The sequence below is a fragment of the Photobacterium angustum genome (assembly GCF_002954615.1).
In the GTDB taxonomy this organism is placed as follows: Bacteria; Pseudomonadota; Gammaproteobacteria; order Enterobacterales; family Vibrionaceae; genus Photobacterium; species Photobacterium angustum_A.
In genome coordinates, this window is the sequence record NZ_MSCJ01000001.1 from 2,377,542 (window position 1) to 2,397,307 (window position 19,766).

The 19,766-nt window shown below is 41.9% G+C and carries 20 protein-coding genes; 1 reads left to right on the plus strand and 19 read right to left on the minus strand.

From position 1 onward, the window contains the following. Positions 1-5: 5 nt before the first annotated feature. The 14 genes from BTO08_RS10580 to rlmD form a co-directional block, all read right to left on the minus strand. Complete coding sequence (locus BTO08_RS10580; protein ID WP_005371478.1) at positions 6-635, minus strand: protein-L-isoaspartate(D-aspartate) O-methyltransferase; 630 nt, start codon at positions 633-635, stop codon at positions 6-8. Positions 636-637: 2 nt separating this feature from the next. Next, a complete protein-coding gene (gene surE, locus BTO08_RS10585; RefSeq protein WP_105060918.1) occupies positions 638-1,387 on the minus strand; it encodes a 5'/3'-nucleotidase SurE in 750 nt (249 codons plus the stop codon). After that, positions 1,365-2,420 (minus strand): tRNA pseudouridine(13) synthase TruD, encoded by a 1,056-nt coding sequence (gene truD, locus BTO08_RS10590; protein ID WP_105061333.1) that lies wholly within the window; start codon positions 2,418-2,420, stop codon positions 1,365-1,367. The genes surE and truD overlap by 23 nt, the downstream gene beginning before the upstream one ends. A 34-nt stretch (positions 2,421-2,454) precedes the next feature. Next, entirely contained in the window at positions 2,455-2,931 is a 477-nt protein-coding gene (ispF, locus tag BTO08_RS10595; protein WP_105060919.1) for a 2-C-methyl-D-erythritol 2,4-cyclodiphosphate synthase, read from the minus strand. Then, entirely contained in the window at positions 2,931-3,641 is a 711-nt protein-coding gene (gene ispD, locus BTO08_RS10600) for a 2-C-methyl-D-erythritol 4-phosphate cytidylyltransferase (RefSeq protein WP_105060920.1), read from the minus strand. Before ispD ends, ispF begins: the two co-directional genes overlap by 1 nt. Before the next feature lie 36 nt (positions 3,642-3,677). Beyond that, positions 3,678-3,956, minus strand: coding sequence for a cell division protein FtsB (gene ftsB / locus BTO08_RS10605; RefSeq protein WP_105060921.1), 279 nt, complete (start codon positions 3,954-3,956; stop codon positions 3,678-3,680). A gap of 340 nt (positions 3,957-4,296) precedes the next feature. Next, positions 4,297-5,601 (minus strand): phosphopyruvate hydratase, encoded by a 1,305-nt coding sequence (eno, locus tag BTO08_RS10610; RefSeq protein ID WP_005371469.1) that lies wholly within the window; start codon positions 5,599-5,601, stop codon positions 4,297-4,299. An 80-nt stretch (positions 5,602-5,681) separates the two neighbouring features. After that, complete coding sequence (locus BTO08_RS10615) at positions 5,682-7,322, minus strand: CTP synthase (RefSeq protein WP_006647209.1); 1,641 nt, start codon at positions 7,320-7,322, stop codon at positions 5,682-5,684. 218 nt (positions 7,323-7,540) lie between these two features. Beyond that, positions 7,541-8,353, minus strand: coding sequence for a nucleoside triphosphate pyrophosphohydrolase (mazG, locus tag BTO08_RS10620; RefSeq protein ID WP_105060922.1), 813 nt, complete (start codon positions 8,351-8,353; stop codon positions 7,541-7,543). A 77-nt stretch (positions 8,354-8,430) separates the two neighbouring features. Continuing rightward, complete coding sequence (locus BTO08_RS22340) at positions 8,431-8,577, minus strand: hypothetical protein (protein WP_198038434.1); 147 nt, start codon at positions 8,575-8,577, stop codon at positions 8,431-8,433. 207 nt (positions 8,578-8,784) lie between these two features. Next, complete coding sequence (locus tag BTO08_RS10625; RefSeq protein ID WP_105060923.1) at positions 8,785-8,973, minus strand: hypothetical protein; 189 nt, start codon at positions 8,971-8,973, stop codon at positions 8,785-8,787. A gap of 145 nt (positions 8,974-9,118) precedes the next feature. Next, positions 9,119-9,427, minus strand: coding sequence for a hypothetical protein (locus BTO08_RS10630; protein WP_146108433.1), 309 nt, complete (start codon positions 9,425-9,427; stop codon positions 9,119-9,121). Positions 9,428-9,719: 292 nt separating this feature from the next. Further along, positions 9,720-11,954, minus strand: coding sequence for a GTP diphosphokinase (relA, locus tag BTO08_RS10635; protein WP_105060925.1), 2,235 nt, complete (start codon positions 11,952-11,954; stop codon positions 9,720-9,722). 68 nt (positions 11,955-12,022) lie between these two features. Beyond that, a complete protein-coding gene (gene rlmD / locus BTO08_RS10640; protein WP_105060926.1) occupies positions 12,023-13,345 on the minus strand; it encodes a 23S rRNA (uracil(1939)-C(5))-methyltransferase RlmD in 1,323 nt (440 codons plus the stop codon). Positions 13,346-13,465: 120 nt separating this feature from the next. On the opposite strand from rlmD, the gene barA reads away from it, so the two are divergent. Beyond that, positions 13,466-16,261: a two-component sensor histidine kinase BarA gene (gene barA, locus BTO08_RS10645; RefSeq protein WP_105060927.1), complete on the plus strand. Its 2,796-nt coding sequence runs from the start codon at positions 13,466-13,468 to the stop codon at positions 16,259-16,261. Between the two features lie 96 nt (positions 16,262-16,357). On the opposite strand, the gene acpS is transcribed toward barA, so the two are convergent. From acpS to rnc, 5 genes are read right to left on the minus strand one after another with little or no spacing between them, the layout of a single operon-like run. Continuing rightward, positions 16,358-16,738, minus strand: coding sequence for a holo-ACP synthase (gene acpS / locus BTO08_RS10650; RefSeq protein ID WP_105060928.1), 381 nt, complete (start codon positions 16,736-16,738; stop codon positions 16,358-16,360). Beyond that, positions 16,738-17,469: a pyridoxine 5'-phosphate synthase gene (gene pdxJ, locus BTO08_RS10655; RefSeq protein ID WP_105060929.1), complete on the minus strand. Its 732-nt coding sequence runs from the start codon at positions 17,467-17,469 to the stop codon at positions 16,738-16,740. The genes acpS and pdxJ overlap by 1 nt, the downstream gene beginning before the upstream one ends. Then, on the minus strand, positions 17,466-18,176 hold the full coding sequence (gene recO, locus BTO08_RS10660) for a DNA repair protein RecO (protein WP_105060930.1): 711 nt from the start codon (positions 18,174-18,176) through the stop codon (positions 17,466-17,468). The genes pdxJ and recO overlap by 4 nt, the downstream gene beginning before the upstream one ends. An 8-nt stretch (positions 18,177-18,184) precedes the next feature. Then, positions 18,185-19,090, minus strand: a complete 906-nt coding sequence (gene era / locus BTO08_RS10665) for a GTPase Era (RefSeq protein ID WP_005371444.1) — start codon at positions 19,088-19,090, stop codon at positions 18,185-18,187. After that, the gene (gene rnc, locus BTO08_RS10670) at positions 19,087-19,761 is read right to left on the minus strand and encodes a ribonuclease III (RefSeq protein WP_105060931.1); all 675 of its coding nucleotides are present in this window, start codon (positions 19,759-19,761) and stop codon (positions 19,087-19,089) included. The genes era and rnc overlap by 4 nt, the downstream gene beginning before the upstream one ends. Between the last annotated feature and the right edge of the window lie 5 nt (positions 19,762-19,766).

Genomic DNA, 19,766 nt, shown 5'->3' on the forward strand with positions numbered 1-19,766 from the left:
ATGGTTTAAGCCAAATCTCCAGCCAATAAAGGCACAAATCTTACGGGTTCAATCACGGTTTCGCAAAATGCTTCGCCATTTCGAACAATTAATTTCAATTCTTGCTGTTGACAACCAACAGGTAAAATTAATCGTCCACCATCAACAAGTTGAGCAAGTAAGCTCTGGGGGATCTCACTTGCTGCAGCTGTCACGATAATCGCATCAAAGGGACCTTTGCTTGCCCATCCTTGCCATCCATCGCCATGTTTAGTTGATATATTATGTAACTCTAACTGCTTAAAGCGTCGTTTTGCCTGCCACTGCAACGCTTTGATTCGTTCAACAGAATAAACATGCTCAACCAGTTGAGCTAATACGGCGGTTTGATATCCAGAGCCAGTACCAATCTCTAATACAGACGATTGATAGGTTAGCCCTAGTAACTCTGTCATTCTTGCCACAATATAAGGCTGAGAAATCGTTTGTCCGCTACCTATGGGTAACGCATTATTCTCATATGCCTGATAGGAAAAAGCTTCATCAATAAAACGCTCTCGAGGCACTGTTGCAATCGCATTGAGAACGCGTTGGTTACTTATCCCTTTATTGTTTAAAAATGTTATCAAGCTATCTACTTGATTTTGATACCGCATGACTACTGGATCTCCACATTTTTCATCCAGCCCTCAATTCCAACCATGGCATCATGCGCGGTTAAATCGACTTGTAGCGGCGTGATTGATACAGCTCCTTGCTCTATCGCATAAAAGTCAGTACCAATACCAGCATCTTGGCATTGACCGGGAGGGCCTAACCAATATAGCGGTTGGCCTCTTGGGTCATGCTCTTTGATCATATTTTCAGCACGATGTCTTGCCCCAAGACGAGTGACTTGCCAAGGTTTAAGTTGCTCAAAAGGCACATCAGGAACATTTATATTTAATATATTGTTGCTGGGTAATGGCTGCTTAGATAGCTGTTCAATCACTTGTTTAACAACCTTTGCTGCCGTTATAAAGTGTGTATTACCAACAAGTGAGACTGCAATAGCAGGAACACCTAGAAAGTGCCCTTCTGTTGCCGCTGCCACAGTACCGGAATACAGCACGTCATCACCTAAATTAGCGCCATGATTGATCCCTGCAACGACAATATCGGGACGTTCATCCAACCATTCATTCAGTGCAAAATGCACACAATCAGTTGGCGTTCCTTGTACTGAAATACGGTTTTCAGCTTCTTGTCGAATACGCAGTGGATAATCTAAGGTCAATGAATTTGAAGCACCCGATCGATTTCGATCGGGTGCAACCACAATTACATCGGCCAGTTGGCTTAATTCTTTTGCAAGTGTATTGATGCCTTCGGCAAAAATGCCATCATCATTGCTGATCAATATTCTCATCATTCACAACCTCAGATTTAAGTGGCATGATTAACTCACGCACTACCGAGGTGGCAAAACTACCAGCAGGCAGAGCAAATGAAACAATCAAATCTTTGTCTTCAAAATGCCATTGCATATTATTAGGCATTAATAATAATGCACGACGATCATGACGCATTCGGTTATCTCGAACAAGCTTAACCAATGCGGGTTCTTGTTCAACAATTGCCAACTCAAATGCTTGTGCTTCCGCTTGAGTAGGCAGAGCATTGTCACCAAGCAACGGACCTGTAATAGCTACCTCGCCACTATTGACTTGCTGTTGGAGTTCATCGGTTACCACATCAGCAACAAACGTGCGCTCATCTCCTGCCATTTGTAAGCAATCGCCTGCCATAATGGTTGAGGTTGAACCGTGCTCAATTCGCTTTGATAATACTTGGTTAAACATCCAAGAACGTGCTGCTGATAAGTAAAAACTACGCTTACTCTTATCACGCACACGGAATTCATCATTGCCCCAAGCGCGTGCTTTAACCACGTTATTACCACCATGACCAAAACGCTGCTCACCAAAATAGTTTGCAACACCTTGTGCTTTGACCATTTCCAGACGCTCAGTTAATGCATCAAGGTTATCTAGATCAGTAAGGCGTAATTGGAACCAGTTACCCGCTAAATCACCTGGGCGTAATTTTTTATCATGGCGTGTCACTTCAAGAATTTCGACACCTGGATGTTCAGCTTCAAATTGGCTTAAATCAGGATCAGCTTTACCCGGTAAGTGAACACTTAACCATTGCTCTGTGATTGCATGGCGATCTTTCAACCCAGCCCAGCTAACATCACGTGATTTAACACCACATGCTTTAGCTAACTCATTCACTACATATTTGGTGTTTTCACCGACTTTGCGAATTTTCACCATCAGGTGTTCGCCTGTACCGCTAAATTTAAAACCAAGTTCTTCATTAACGATGAAGTCCTGAGGACTGGCTTTAAGACGTCCGTGACAGATTGGCTTTGCATGTAGCCAATTAAAACAATCCATTATATTTTCTGCAGTGTTGGAGTGAGACATAAGCTCAAGATACCTTTTTAATTAAAACAACCGCTTCACAAGCAATGCCTTCTTTACGTCCAGTAAAACCTAAACGCTCAGAGGTCGTTGCTTTAACATTTACATTGGCGATATCTGTTTCCAGATCTTCTGCAATCGCTTGGCACATCGCATCAATATACGGCGCCATTTTTGGCGCTTGTGCAATAATAGTAACGTCTACATTACCAAGACTGTAACCTTGTGCTTTAACTTTACTGTAGACATCACGTAATAAATATCGGCTATCAGCACCAGCCCATTCCGCATCTGTATCGGGAAAATGACGACCAATATCCCCCGCGCCTATTGCGCCAAGTAATGCATCACATACCGCGTGTAGTGCAACATCACCATCAGAATGAGCGATCAGACCTTGCTCATAAGGGATTGCTACCCCACCAATAATTACCGGGCCTTCACCACCAAATTTATGAACATCAAAACCATGACCAATTCGCATTATGGTAATTCCTTTAATAACTGTTGTAGGTAGAACTCAGCTAAAGCTAAATCTTCAGGTTGTGTCACTTTTAGATTATCCGCACGTCCTTTCACCAGTACAGGTGAAAAACCACAAAACTCAAGCGCAGACGCTTCATCTGTGATCACCGCTTCTTTTGCTAAAGCGGTCGTTAACGCGTCACGTAGTTGACTGGCACGAAACATTTGAGGCGTTAATGCATGCCATAGTTGCTCACGGTCAACGGTGTGATCAATCACTGCGAGTGCATTTGAATTAACAGTACTGCGTTTCATGGTATCGCGTACTGGCGTGGCAAGGATTGCGCCATATTCAGACGTTTCAGCCACAGCCATTAATTGACGGAGATCTTCGATACGTACACAAGGGCGAGCAGCATCATGTACCATCACCCATGCGTTATCATCATTGATTGCTGCTAGGCCTGAAAATACGGAATCAACACGCTCATTACCGCCATCAACCACAGTGATACGGGGATCCATCGCTAACGGTAACGTCGGAAAGTAAGGATCGTTCTTACTTACTGCAATCACAACATGTTGGATTTCAGATAAGCTTAATAAACGCTCAACCGAATGTTCTAGAATCGTTTTACCAGCAATCGTTAAATATTGCTTCGGACGATCAGCGGCCATACGGCTACCAACCCCTGCTGCAGGTACAATAGCAATGCATTTATCGATCATGAAAGGTTATCTCATCACTTAACTAAAAATGTGTAATTAGTTACTATCACCAACAACACGAATAAATGTTTCCCCTGGTTTCACCAAACCAAGATCAGTACGCGCACGCTCTTCCACAGCTTCTTTACCGCCATGAAGATCTTTGATCTCCGCATACATTTGCTGATTACGTTGATGTAATTCAGCATTAGCGGCTTGTTGTAAGCTTACACTCTCTGTGACTGCGGTAAATTCTTTCATACCGTTTTTGCCATACCAGAAATCATATTGTAACCAAGCGATAAGAACCAATAATACAATAATAAACAGGCGCATACTTCTCCCTGCGAAATAATTTTAAACAGCAAGCTGCATTCCGATTATTGAATAAACCTAAATAATTGGAATACATTTTGCGAGTCAGCAATAATCCCATAATCAGTCAATGGTGACTACTATTATGCTATGAGACTTTACATCTCCCTTACTTAACATTTCTTTTCCTGAAAATAAAAACAGTGTTCACTGACAACAATACAAAATAAGCATTTGTTCCTGCATAAATATTGATGCCGCTTAGTGTTGTATTTTTTATTTTAGAGATAAAAAAACCGCCTCTTGCAAGGCGGTTTTATTTAACCAAATTGAGTAAACTCAATCATCGCTTAATAGAAAATTAAGCTTGGCCTTTAACTTCTTTAAGACCGTTGAAAGGAGCACGCTCACCTAGTGCTTCTTCGATACGGATAAGTTGGTTGTACTTAGCAACACGGTCAGAACGGCTCATAGAACCAGTTTTGATTTGACCTGCAGCAGTACCTACCGCTAGATCAGCGATAGTTGCGTCTTCGGTCTCGCCTGAACGGTGAGAGATAACAGCAGTGTAACCAGCGTCTTTAGCCATCTTAATAGCAGCTAGAGTTTCAGTTAGAGAACCGATTTGGTTAAGCTTGATTAGGATTGAGTTAGTGATACCTTTCTCAATACCTTCAGCGAAAATCTTAGTGTTTGTAACGAATAGATCGTCACCTACTAGTTGAATTTTGTCACCTAGTAGTTCTGTTTGGTGCTTGAAGCCAGCCCAATCTGATTCGTCTAGACCATCTTCGATAGAAACGATAGCTGGGAACTTCTCAGTTAGATCTTTAAGGAAGTAGTTGAACTCTTCTGAAGTGAATTGCTTACCTTCACCTTTAAGATCGTAGATGCCTTGCTCTTTGTTGTAGAACTCAGATGCAGCACAGTCCATTGCTAGAGTAATATCAGTACCTAGCTCGTAACCTGCAGCTTCAACAGCTTCTTTAATTGCTTTAAGAGCAGCTTCGTTTGACTCTAGGTTTGGTGCGAAACCACCTTCGTCACCTACAGCTGTGCTCATGCCCTTAGACTTAAGAACTTTAGCTAGGCTGTGGAATACTTCAGAACCCATACGTACAGCTTCACGAAGTGTCTTAGCACCTACTGGCTGAATCATGAACTCTTGAATATCAACAGTGTTATCTGCGTGCTCACCACCGTTGATGATGTTCATCATAGGTAGAGGCATAGAGAACTGACCAGCAGTACCGTTTAGCTCTGCAATGTGCTCGAATAAAGGCATGCCTTTAGATGCAGCAGCTGCTTTTGCGTTAGCTAGTGATACAGCTAGGATTGCGTTAGCACCGAAGTTTGATTTGTTTTCAGTACCGTCAAGGTCGATCATAACTTGGTCGATTGCAGCTTGGTCTTTTGCATCTTGGCCGATTAGTGCTTCAGCGATTGGACCATTTGCAGCAGCAACAGCTTTCAGAACGCCTTTGCCTAGGAAACGAGATTTATCACCATCACGAAGCTCTAGAGCTTCACGAGAACCAGTTGAAGCACCAGATGGCGCAGCAGCCATACCTACGAAACCACCTTCTAGGTGAACTTCAGCTTCAATTGTTGGGTTACCACGTGAGTCAATGATTTCACGAGCTAGAACTTTAACGATCTTAGACATTGTGTTTCCTCTTGCTTTATCTTCAAATTAAAAGCTAAAAAAATAGCTGTAGCCATAACAACTACAGCTATCAGTAATCCTTACTGGTTAAGCTCACCACGGTGGTATGCACCCGCCGCTTTTACAAAACCTTCAAACAATGGGTGCCCATCACGAGGTGTCGATGTGAACTCAGGGTGGAACTGTGCAGCTACGAACCAAGGGTGATTCGGAACTTCAATAATTTCAACAAGTTTCTTGTCAGCAGACAAACCAGATACTTTTAGACCTGCTTTTTCAAGCTTAGGTAGTAAAGTGTTGTTTACTTCGTAACGGTGACGGTGACGCTCATGGATCGTTGGCTGACCGTATAACGTACGCGCTTTAGAACCATCTTGTAGATGACATAGCTGAGAGCCAAGACGCATTGTACCGCCTAGATCTGATTTCTCAGTACGCTCTTCAACTTTACCTTCACTATCAATCCACTCAGTAATAAGACCAACGACTGGATATTTAGTTTCAGCATTAAATTCAGTTGAATGCGCATCGGCCATTTTGGCTACATTTCGAGCAAACTCGATTAATGCTACCTGCATACCTAAACAAATACCTAGGTATGGAATATTATTTTCACGTGCGTATTGAGCTGTAAGGATCTTACCTTCAACACCACGGCTACCAAAACCCCCAGGAACCAAGATAGCATCAAGGCCAGCCAGTACTTCTGTACCTTTTGACTCAACATCTTGAGAATCGATATATTTGATTTTTACTGATAGACGATTTTTCAGGCCCGCGTGTTTAAGCGCTTCGTTAACTGATTTATATGCGTCAGGCAGTTCAATGTACTTACCAACCATACCAATAACTACTTCAGAGGTAGGGTTCGCTTCTTCATAAATAACTTGTTCCCACTCAGAAAGATCAGCTTCTGGTGCAGTAATACCAAAACGCTTACACACTAAATCATCAAGACCTTGAGCCTTAATTAATTGTGGGATTTTGTAGATTGAATCTACATCTTTCATTGAGATAACAGCTTTTTCCTGCACGTTACAGAACAGCGCAATTTTTGCTCGCTCATTTGCAGGGATCATACGATCAGAACGACACACTAAGATGTCTGGCTGAATACCAATAGAAAGAAGTTCTTTTACTGAGTGCTGAGTTGGCTTGGTTTTCACTTCGCCAGCCGCCGCTAGGTAAGGAACGAGAGTCAAGTGCATGAACATGGTGTTTTCACGGCCTTGCTCTACTGCTAATTGACGAATAGCTTCCATAAATGGAAGTGATTCAATATCACCTACAGTACCGCCTACTTCAACGATTGCTACATCATGACCTTCAGCACCCGCTAATACGCGAGATTTGATTTCATTAGTGATATGAGGAATTACCTGAATCGTTGCACCTAAGTAATCACCACGACGCTCTTTGCGTAATACGTCTGCGTACACGCGACCAGCTGTAAAGTTATTACGCTTAGTCATCTTGGTACGAATGAAACGCTCGTAGTGACCTAAGTCTAGGTCAGTCTCTGCACCGTCTTCCGTAACGAATACTTCGCCGTGTTGAATTGGGCTCATTGTGCCTGGATCAACGTTGATGTAAGGGTCTAGCTTCATCATAGTCACGTTAAGACCACGTGCTTCTAAAATCGCTGCAAGTGATGCAGCAGCAATGCCTTTACCTAGAGAGGAAACTACTCCGCCCGTAACAAAAATGTAATTCGTAGTCATGTTTAACCTGGAAGATTGGTGTAGAGGATAAATGTATCTGGACGGGAAATTAGTATACCAGACACCATTTATCGCCACAACGTGAAAACTATCACACCGCCATTTGATTTTTTTTGCTTCAAATCAAGTAAGCGTTATGCCACTGAAATATCAAGCTTTAACAACCAAAACAATGCTAAATAGGTATATTTTATTTATAATCCATACCTTAAATTCAATTACTGATTTTTACTTTCTTTATCTTTAACACTATTCCATGCTTCATCTAGCTCAGTTAATGAACACTGACTAATGATCTTTCCTTGTTCTAGCACACTTTCTTCCACTTGGCGAAAACGCTTTTCAAATTTTTTATTGGCTTTTTGTAATGCCATCTCTGGTTTTACTTTTAAATGACGACTTAAATTCACCACTGAAAATAGTAGATCACCGAGCTCTTCTTCTATTCGTTGTTGTTCTGGCACCGCTTGAATCACTTCGTCCATCACTTCATCAAGCTCTTCTTTTACCTTATCAACCACTGGTGCTAATTCATCCCAATCAAAACCAACATTCGCGCAGCGTTTTTGAATTTTATCAGCACGCATTAATGCTGGTAATGCGTTTGGAATATTGGCAAGCAAGCTCACATATTGCTCTTTAGCTGCGCGCTCTTTGGCTTTTTCGGCTTCCCAGTTTTGTTGAACGGCTGCTTCATCATCAAAATCAGCATCACTAAAAACATGGGGATGGCGACGGACCAGCTTTTCACTTATGCCTGCCACTACATCGTCAAATTCAAACAACCCTTGTTCTTTGGCCATCTGACTATAAAAAACAACTTGGAACAATAAATCACCTAATTCTTCTTTTACATCGTTCCAGTTTTTCAGCTCGATGGCATCAGCCACTTCATAGGCTTCTTCAAGGGTATAGGGAACGATTGAATCAAAGTTTTGTTTCAAATCCCACGGACAACCACGATGTGGGTCTCGCAACTGAGACATAATCGCTAATAATTGTTCCATTTGAGATGCTTTTTTATTATCCATACCATCAACTCTTTAAAAATGGCGCTTTAAGCTTCTAACTTTAAAGCGCCAAAACTTCGATAGTTAATACTAGAAAACTAATTTAGAAATTCATAGCAACGATCAATCATCATCATGTTGGCAATGCTCATGTTGCTTATGATGATCTCTAGCATGATCACAATTTTCATGTCCATTATCGCCATCATAATGATGATTATCACATCGATGTTGATGTGACTCATGACGATGGTGTCTACACCCTTGGTGATGTGAATAATGGTGTTGGCAATCAGAGTGATGAGAGCACGTGTGATTAGATGAATCTACGCTATAAGACTCTGCTAACGCATAGTTTGGCAACAGAAATGACATTAACAATAACATTACTATTGTAAGACTTTTTTCTCTAATCATGCTTAATACATTCGACTTCATAATACCCCCGTTAATTATTTAAACGTTACTTTATCTGCACCCACTTTCATTCCCTGCAGGCAAAGAATAAAAAACAGCAATTGTTTGATTTCATCGCTAGGTACATTGATAAAGTTATTATCAGGAAGAAGAAACATTGAAATAAGTAATAAAACACTCGTAACACTATTTTTAGTTAATAATTTTAATAGTAAATTTTTCATAATAGTTCTCTTGCCGCTTTATTTATAAAGCAACATCATTAATTAATAACAACTATCACTCATCTATATAATTAAGATGGGATAATTAATTTGTTAAATTAACACTTACTTTGAATCCAATTTAGATCCAGAAATAAGCAAACTATTAGGCAATAGGAGGGCGATAAATTGATTTTATAACGGCAAGAACAAGCGACTCTTGAAGATATTCAATCGGTAACAGCTTACTGACGCGAGCGATAACGAGTGGAGGAAAAGAGAGTAGATGAAATGCATTACCACCAGTACGAGGTAATACTCTACAACATGAACACTGTGAACAGTCATTACAACCGTGATCACATTGCAAACTGCAGTGATGAGATTGTTGAGTAGCCGTTTGCTGGTATTGCAGTTCGCTCTTGATATTAGTTGCTAAATTAGCAGCATTAGAGACTTGAACATTTTGACTCATATACGCAGCATTTACACTACTACTTAACAGTAATATTGCTATAAATAATGCATATAAAATTTTATGTAATTGAGATAAATACATACTGAGTCTTTATTTAGAAGTTAATAGAATATTATCGGTCAATTATATATGAGTCAACATCAAGCCTTGTTTTAGATCATTAAACAAATAAAGAAATGAATTATTTTTTATAAGAACTAAGCATAAAATAATTGCTACTACTCATAATGCTGTATAAATAAAAAAGGGAAGCATATTGCTCCCCTTAATTTTTATCTTTATCGATTAATTAGCCGTATAATCGTTTAGCCTCAGCGACATCTTTAACTTGTTCAATGCGTTTCAGTACACGACCTAACACTTCTAAGTCAGTCAATTCAAGCTCAAAGTCCATGATAGACATTTGCTTTTTATAATCAACTCGGCTTTTCATTCCCGCTACTTTTACTTTTTCATTCATTAAAGTATTGGTTAATTCTTTCAATAAGCCATTGCGCTCTGAAGCCGTCACACGCACAGTAATGGTATAATTACCGACAAAACCGCCGCCCCAAACCGTATCAATAATACGCTCTGGCGCATGATGACGAAGCTCTTCAAGCTGCTCACAATCCATACGGTGAACAGAAATACCACGGCCTTGTGTAACAAAGCCTTGAATATCATCGCCAGGAATAGGCTGACAACAACGAGCAAGGTGAGTCATCAGATTATCAACACCTTCAACAACAACAGCATCACGTTGCGGTTTTTTATGGCTTGTTGCTTGCTTATTGCTTGCCTCAGATAGCTTTTCTAAAAGCTGCTGATCTTCTTCTTCTGCTGTTGGTTTATTTACTAGCGCATTAATATGGTTAATCACCTGATTAATACGTAAATCACCACTACCAATCCCCGCATATAGCTCTTCAGGCGATTTCACATTAAAACGCTTTGCTGCGTAGTATTGCGCATCTTTTAACGTCGCATGAATTTTTACCAGCTCTGCCTCTAAGATCTCTTTACCCGCAATAATATTCTTATCACGATCTTGCTTACGGAACCACGCATGAACTTTGGCACGAGCACGGCTAGATGTCACAAATCCTAAATTCGGGTTTAACCAATCTCGTGACGGATTCGGCTCTTTTTGAGTGATGATTTCAACTTGATCGCCCATTTGAAGATGATAAGTGAAAGGAACAATACGCCCTTCTACTTTGGCACCAATACAACGGTGACCCACTTCAGAGTGAATATGATAAGCAAAATCAAGCGGTGTCGCATTCGATGGCAAGTCAACCACATCCCCTTTAGGAGTAAAAGCATAGACGCGATCATCAAATACCTGACTACGAAGCTCATCCAGCATTTCGCCAGAATCTGACATTTCTTCTTGCCATGCTAATAGCTTACGCAGCCAATTAATTTTCTCATCGTAAGCGGTTTTCGCGCCACCTGATGCCGTACCCTCTTTGTACTTCCAGTGCGCAGCAACCCCTAACTCAGACTCTTCATGCATTTGCTTAGTACGGATCTGAATTTCAATCGTTTTACCTTCAGGACCAAGCACTACAGTGTGAATAGACTGATAACCGTTAGGTTTAGGGTTGGCAACGTAATCATCAAACTCTTTTGGTAAGTGACGATATTTGGTATGTACAACACCCAGTGCGGCATAGCAATCTTGTAGCTCTTCAGCAACAATACGCACAGCTCGAACATCAAAAAGCTCATCAAACTCTAAGCTTTTCTTCTGCATTTTTCGCCAAATGCTATAAATATGCTTAGGTCGACCTTGCACTTCTGCACGGATATTTGATGCTTTCATCGCATCAGATAAGTCATCAACAAATTGTGTAATGTAATCTTCACGATCAATACGACGCTCAGATAACTGCTTAGCAATTTGCTTGTAAGTTTCAGGGTGTTGGTAACGGAACGCGTAATCTTCAATTTCCCACTTAAGCTGACCAATACCGAGACGATTCGCTAATGGAGCATAAATGTTGGCACATTCTTGCGCTGCCGCTCGACGTACTTCATCAGGCTGATCTTTAACTTCACGTAAATTACAGATACGTTCAGCCAATTTAATAACCACGCAACGGAAATCATCAACCATCGACAGTAACATGCGTCGAATATTATCCACCTGCGCGGCTTGCGCAGTTTCTTCCGCCGTTGATTTTAACTGGCTGATTGCACACATTTGTTCAACACCTTGAACTAAATGTAAAATCGTCCCGCTATATTCTTCTTTTAACGCTTCATTGCTGTAACAACCGCCTTCCACTAATGGGTATAACAAGGCCGCAATTAAAGTATCGGCATCCATACTCAAGGTGACAAGGATTTCAACTAGCTCACGACCACGCCACAACAGTAACGGACCGTTTTCTTGTTCAGCGGCAAGTTCAATACAGCGCTGATATGTTCCTTCTATCCGACTCGATACTTTTGCATCTTGACGTAAACTCTCGACCCACGAGACAAGCTCAAATGTGGTATTTTCCTTTAAATGCGCACCGCGAACTGCGACCATGTTTCTATCCTGTTTTCTCTGAATACCGATGATTGTCTTACATCACATTGCTATTTTTTTTATGGTGATTAGCTTTTAACAAACAACGCCATTGATTCTAAATGCCCTGTATGAGGGAACATGTCCATCATACCAAGACGTGCCAACTTATACCCTTGCTGCAACAACATTTGACTATCACGAGCCAATGTTGCTGGATTACATGATACATAGACCACTTTGCTTGGCGCTAAATTTACAATATGCTGCATCACGCCAGCCGCCCCAGCTCGTGCTGGGTCTAGTAAAATCTTATCAAATTGCTCTTGCGCCCACACTAGTTTCGTTACATCTTCATCCAAATTTGCTTGATAAAATGTTGCGTTATCTAGACCATTCGCTGCCGCATTAGCTGTCGCTCGCGCGACCATTTCATCAACACCTTCCACGCCGACTACCGCTTTCGCTTGTCTTGCCAGCGGAAGGCTGAAATTGCCTAACCCACAGAATAAATCGAGTACCCTATCCTGCGGCTGAATATCAAGCCAATTTATCGCTTGCTCAACCATTTTTACGTTTACGTCTCGATTAACCTGAATGAAATCTTTTGGTGAGAATGTCAGTCTTACATCGTCAATATCGTAGAACGGTTGCTCACCTAACATATGGTCAAGCTCATCTGACGACAGCGCTAAAAATAGCATCAATGCATGTTCAGTAGCGAAAGCTTTAATCGCTGCGAGATCATTGTCATTAAATGGCTGCAAATGACGAATTAACAATACGCGACCATTATCTGCATTAACCAATTCTATGTGGCCAACATGCTTACGTCCTTTAAGATTACTTAACAGTTCACGTAATGGCGGTAACAAATCATTAAGAGTGGTCGCCAAAACAGGACAAGCATTCACATCAACGATGTCTTTACTCTGTTTTTTACGAAAGCCAAATACCATTTTGCCATTAGGTAGCATACGGACACTAAAACGTGCACAGCGACGATAATGTTCACTTTGCCTAACAATAGGCTCAACTTGGGAGGCATCGTCTTTTTCTGTGATCGCAAATTTCTCCATCAATTCACTTAGCGCCTGTTGTTTGGCGATAACTTGACCTTGGTGGGATAAATGTTGCAAGTTACAACCGCCACACTGGTCATAGATTGGACAATGAGGTTTAATACGCGCAGCACTGTCTTTTAAACGTTTGATCACGCGAGCTCGGGCATAATTTTTTTTGTCTTCCGTCAATTGCACAACAACGGTTTCATCGGGTAATGCACCATCAATGAAAACAGGTTTGTTGTTCAAGTGGCCGATGCCAGCGCCGATATGATCTAAACGGCTGATAGTTATTTCTTTATGCTTGGTATCGGTTTTACGTTTTTGAGGCTTAAAAAAGCGTGCCATAAAATTTTGCTCACTGTTCAGGCATTGAGTATTTGTCGAACAGCACTGATTTATTTAATCTAGTGCTACTGATGGGAGCTAATTCTCCCACAGATTTGTCTGCTTGTAATTAAGAGAACCATGACCAGATATGGACTTCGTGCCAGAGTATTTACTCTGACATTAGCACCTACACTTATAATCGGCTTATTATTAAGCGCTTTTTTCACCATGAGCCGTTATCAGGATCTGGAACATCAGCTGATTTCTACGGGTGCGAGTATCATCGAGCCGTTAGCGATTTCAGCGGAATACGGCATGACAGAAAAAAACCGAGAAGCAATTCGTCGGTTGATTGGTTATACCCATAGAAAGCACTCCGATATCATCCGCAGCATTGCGGTGTTTGATAACCATAATCATATTTTTGCCACATCTAACTTCCACCGTAATTTTGATTCCTTCATGTATCCTGAAGGCAAACCTATTCCTCGGCTACTTGATACTCAGTTAACCGATAACACCTTAATATTACGCGCGCCCATTCTTACTGAAGGTCAATTTGGTACTAATGTTGGTAGCGATGTTCGTGGTAAAGCCCTCGGCTATATCGCTATCGAACTGGATCTCAGCACACTACGGTTACAACAATACCAAGAAGTGTTTACCGCCTTAATGGTGTTATTACTGGGCTTAACCCTGTCATCACTGTTTGCGTATCGCTTAATGCAAGACGTGACACAACCGATCTCTCATATGATCAGTGTGGTAGATAGGATCCGTCGTGGCCACCTTGATATTCGAATTGAAGGTCGATTGTTGGGCGAATTAGATACCCTGAAAAACGGTATTAACGCCATGGCAATTTCGTTGTCGGAATACCACATTGAAATGCAACAAAGTATTGATCAGGCAACATCCGATCTACGTGAAACTTTAGAGCAGTTAGAAATTCAGAACGTTGAATTAGATATTGCAAAAAAACGTGCGCAGGAAGCGGCACGGGTGAAATCAGAATTTTTAGCCAATATGTCTCATGAGCTCCGCACACCGCTAAACGGTGTAATTGGCTTTACCCGACAAATGCTCAAAACCAAATTAAATACTAGCCAGAAAGATTACCTATTAACGATTGAGAATTCAGCCAATAACCTGCTGACTATCATCAATGACATTCTCGATTTCTCGAAGCTCGAAGCGGGTAAGCTGTTACTCGAAAACATTCCTTTCGACTTTACGGACTCACTTGATGAAGTCATGCGCCTACTTGCGCCAAGTGCCCACGAAAAAGGCCTAGAACTGACACTGAAGATTGACGATCGTATTCCAGCAGGCTTAATTGGTGATCCATTACGTATTCAGCAAGTGGTCACTAACTTAATTGGTAATGCGGTTAAATTTACCGAGCATGGCAATATTGATGTCTCTGTCGAGTTAAAATCTGATGTGGATAATAATATCGCCCTACAGTTTATGGTTCGTGATACTGGTATTGGTATTTCAGAGCGTCAACAAGCGCAATTATTCCAAGCATTTAGCCAAGCTGACGCCAGTATTTCTCGCCGTTATGGCGGTACAGGATTAGGCCTTGTGATCACCCAGAAACTGGTGAGCCAAATGGGAGGCGAAGTCAGTTTAACCAGTCGCTTACACCAAGGCTCGACCTTCTGGTTCACCATCCAAATGAACAAGACGGATCTCCCCGTATCACAGCCAATTGATACGACAGCACTGCAAGGTAAGTCTTTACTATTGGTCGAAGCCAACATGCAAGCGGCCTCTGTCATTCAACAACGTTTAATGCTCGCAGGTATACATGTTACATATCGCGCAAGCATGCCTGACGATATTGACCACCATGATTTTGCTTTACTGTGTCTGTCACCGGGTGAACAACCACCATTACCTGTCATTCTAAATGATGTATTTAAAGCCGAACAAACGGCGGATAAGGTGCTAGTTTGCTTGCCAACAACAGAGCTTGCGTTATCAGAAAAACTTACTCAAACCGGTGTTTATGCCTGTTTAGGTAAACCGCTTGCACAGCGTAAACTGTTTGAAGCGTTATGCGACAATGATGACGAGCCCCTTAGCGAATTAGAAGTACCGCTATTACCTACTGTTGTTGAAAAACTGCAACCTCTTACTGTGATGGCAGTAGATGATAACCCAGCGAACTTGAAGTTAATTTCAGCGCTACTTGGTGAGCGTGTAGAAACGGTTATTACCGCAACCGGTGGTAAAAAAGCGGTCGAATATGCAAAGAATAAAGCCTTTGATTTGATCTTTATGGATATTCAAATGCCTGAAATGGATGGTGTGACAGCCTGTCAGAAAATCCATGACACAGCACTGAACCATAACACACCAGTGATTGCTGTTACCGCACACGCCATGGCGGGAGAGCGTGAGCGTTTAATTAATGCTGGGATGGATGATTATCTCACCAAACCGATTGAAGAGCATATTCTGCAGCAAATTTTAGCAAAATGGATTGCCCCAACGACACCTCAACCGCAAGCAACGCCATCCTCTGTAGGCAGAGCGCCTGTAACGCTTGAAGGACAAGTTAATGATGTCGCTCCTGTGACAAATAATAGCAGCGTTAGTTTTGATTGGAATTTAGCGTTAAAACAAGCGGCAGGAAAAGAAGATTTAGCCTATGACATGCTGCAAATGCTGCTTGATTTCATGCCTGAGGTAGAAATGCTGGTTAATGAAGCACTGGATGGTAAAGATGTTGAACTCTGGCCACCGATTCATAAATTACACGGTAGCTGCGCTTACAGCGGTGTTCCACGCCTGAAGAATTTATGTTTGGAAATTGAAACCGCACTTAAGGCTAATGCAACCCTGTCCGATATTGAACCAGAGCTATTAGAGCTGGTTGATGAAATGGATAACATTGTCAAAGCGTCTAAAGACTATCGAAACTAACCCGTTTTGCTTTAAACAGATAAGCTAACGATCAAAAAAGCGGTAGATATATTATCTACCGCTTTTTATTTATTAACGTAAAAAACTAATCGCGATTCAACGTTCTAAAATGACAGTAGCAACTGCGTAATGACGCTCATCAGCAATGGTAAGGTGAACATGATTCACTCCCATTGCTTGCGCTAGTTCATTCGCTTTACCTGATAAGCTCAGTAATGGCTTACCACGCTCATCATTTTTAACAGTAAAATCATGGAAAGAGACACCACACGCAATACCGGTACCGAGTGCTTTTGATGCTGCTTCTTTGACCGCAAAACGTTTTGCTAAAAAGCGCCCTTTTAGCTTTAATTGCTGAAACTGTTCAAGCTCAGAGCTAGACAGTATTTTCTGGGCGAACGCATCACCCGAGCGAGCAAAGACTTTTTCGACTCGCTCAATTTCAGCAATATCAGTCCCTAAACCAACAATCGCCATTAACCACGCGCTTCCTGCATTAGCGAACGCATATCTGCCACTGACTTTTCTAGCCCATCAAACATTGCTCGTCCCATAATAGAATGCCCAATGTTGAGTTCATACAGCTCTGGCAATGCCGCTATCGGCTTAACATTGTGATAAGTTAAACCATGTCCTGCATTTACTTTAATACCTAAATTATGAGCGTAGCTTGCACCTGCAGCAATCTTCTTCAGTTCATCCGATTGTGCCTCTTCGGTTGTCGCTTCTGCGTATTGCCCAGTATGAAGCTCAATAAACGGTGCGCCACATGCATGAGCAGCATCAATTTGCGCGCGATCAGCATCAATGAAAAGTGACACTTTGATCCCAGCAGCTGTCAGTTTTTCTGTTGCCGCTTTTACTTTTTCAAGTTGACCTGCGACATCTAGACCACCTTCTGTGGTTAACTCTTCACGCTTTTCTGGTACTAAGCAAACATATTCAGGCTTAACATCTAACGCAATTGCTACCATTTCATCAGTGACGGCCATTTCTAAATTCATGCGAGTTTGGATCGTCTCACGTAAAATACACACATCACGATCATTAATGTGACGACGATCTTCACGCAAATGAATAGTGATGCCATCAGCGCCTGCTCGCTCGGCTACTTCTGCAGCATGAACAGGATCTGGGTAACGTGTACCACGCGCATTACGTAATGTCGCAATATGATCGATGTTCACGCCAAGTAATATATTGTTCATGTTCCGATTCTCCTTCCTCGCGGGATAAACAATTCCCGGCTTTTTAATGGCTTAGAACCAAGATACGGTTTTAATGCCATCCTTGTAAATCGTTTTGCTGCGCGTAACTGCTCTGGGGTTTCAAATCGTCTAGCGGCAATAGCTTTTAAATCATTGCCACGAAAGGTTAATAAACCAATTTTCATCGAAGCAATAAACCCCTGCTGCTCGCGGTAGTTATAGGTCATATCATCTTCAACACTTAATCCACTACCAGCGCAATGCAGAAAGTCAATCCCGTAGCCTAGATGATGTAGTAGCGAAAGCTCAAAGCGGCGTAAAGCAGGCTCTGGGTTATCCGCTTGTGCTAGCTCTCTAAGCACATTCAAATAATCCAGAAACAGCTGAGGATAAGGGGTATGGTTGCCCAATACACGTACCAGTATTTCATTCACATACATTGCTGAATATAAAATATAGCTGCGTAGGGGTAAACCTATACTGATAGGTTCGGCATGAGTAAGAACAGGCATCGCACCTTTGCCACTCCACTTCATAAATAAGGGAGTAAAAGGTTGGAGTGTGCCTTTTAGATTAGATCGCTTACGGCGAGCGCCTTTAGAAAGAAGAGTAAGACGGCCATGATCCTCGCTAAATACATCAAGGATCAGGCTCGTCTCACTATAGGGACGAGAATGAAGGACAAAACAACGCTGTAGCCCTTCCATTACTACCCTTATAAGTCGTCGATGTAACCAAGGCTTCGCAGTGCACGTTCGTCATCTGCCCAACCTGATTTCACTTTAACCCAAAGTTCAAGGTAAACTTTACGTTCAAACAAGTCTTCCATGTCTAAACGCGCTTCGCGTCCTATCACTTTGATTTTATCGCCACCTTTACCAATCACCATTTTCTTCTGGCCTTTACGTTCAACCAGAATCAAACCATTGATATCGAAACCATCTGTTTCAGGGTTGTAATCGAATCGCTCGATTTCAACCGTCACAGCGTATGGCAATTCATCACCCGTAAAACGCATCAGCTTCTCACGGATAATTTCAGAGGCCATAAAGCGTTGAGAACGATCAGTTACGTATTCTTCAGGGAAGTAGTACTCACACTCAGGTAAGTGCTGACGTACGATTTTCTCTACCGCATCAATGTTTGTACCATGCTTTGCTGATACCGGAATCACATCAACAAATTCCATCTTACTTGCAAGCTCTTGCAAGTGAGGGAATAGCTCATGCTTATCTTTTACGTTATCAACTTTATTCACTAACAACACAGTTGGTAACTGGCTCTTCGCCAACTTGTTTAATACCATCTCATCGTCAGCTGTCCACATAGTGCCATCAACTAAAAACAATACTAATTCAACATCGGTTAATGAACTGCTTGCAGCACGGTTCATTAAACGGTTAATTGTACGTTTTTCTTCAATGTGCAATCCTGGAGTATCAACATACACAGCTTGATAGCCGTCACGTGTGTCTACACCCATAATACGGTGGCGCGTGGTTTGTGGTTTACGAGAAGTAATAGATAACTTCTGCCCCACTAAACGGTTTAGCAAGGTTGATTTACCGACATTCGGTCGACCAACAATGGCTATAAAGCCACAATGTTGTTTATCTGTCATGATTCCAACTGATTTAGTGCAAGTTCTGCTGCTGCCTGCTCTGCCTTGCGCCGACTGCCGCCTTTGCCAATTACAGGTTTATCCAAACCTGTTACGTCACATTGTACGGTGAACTCTTGATTATGAGCTTCACCTTGTACCTTAGTTACAGTATATGCAGGTAGCGGTAAACGACGACCTTGTAAACACTCTTGAAGACGTGTTTTTGGATCTTTTTGATTGATGCCTGGCTCAATCGTATCAAGACGAGCTTTATACCAAGCCAATACGATACTTCGTACTTGCTCAACATCGCTATCTAGATAAATCGCGCCAATGATTGCTTCAACACAGTCAGCAAGAATCGAATCGCGACGGAAGCCACCACTCTTTAACTCGCCAGGTCCCAGTAACAAATGGTCGCCAAGCTCGAATTCTCGACCTAGCTCAGCCAATGTTTTTCCACGGACTAGTGTTGCACGCATTCGGCTCATATCACCTTCATCCACTGAAGGAAAACGGTGATATAAGTCATCAGCAATAACAAAACTTAAAATAGAGTCACCTAAAAACTCTAGGCGCTCATTGTGGGTGCCATTAGCACTGCGGTGTGTCAGTGCTAATGTCATCAACTCACAATTATTAAATTGGTAGCCCAGCTTGCGCTGAAGCCTATTCGCTGGAGTTGTCATTTTCT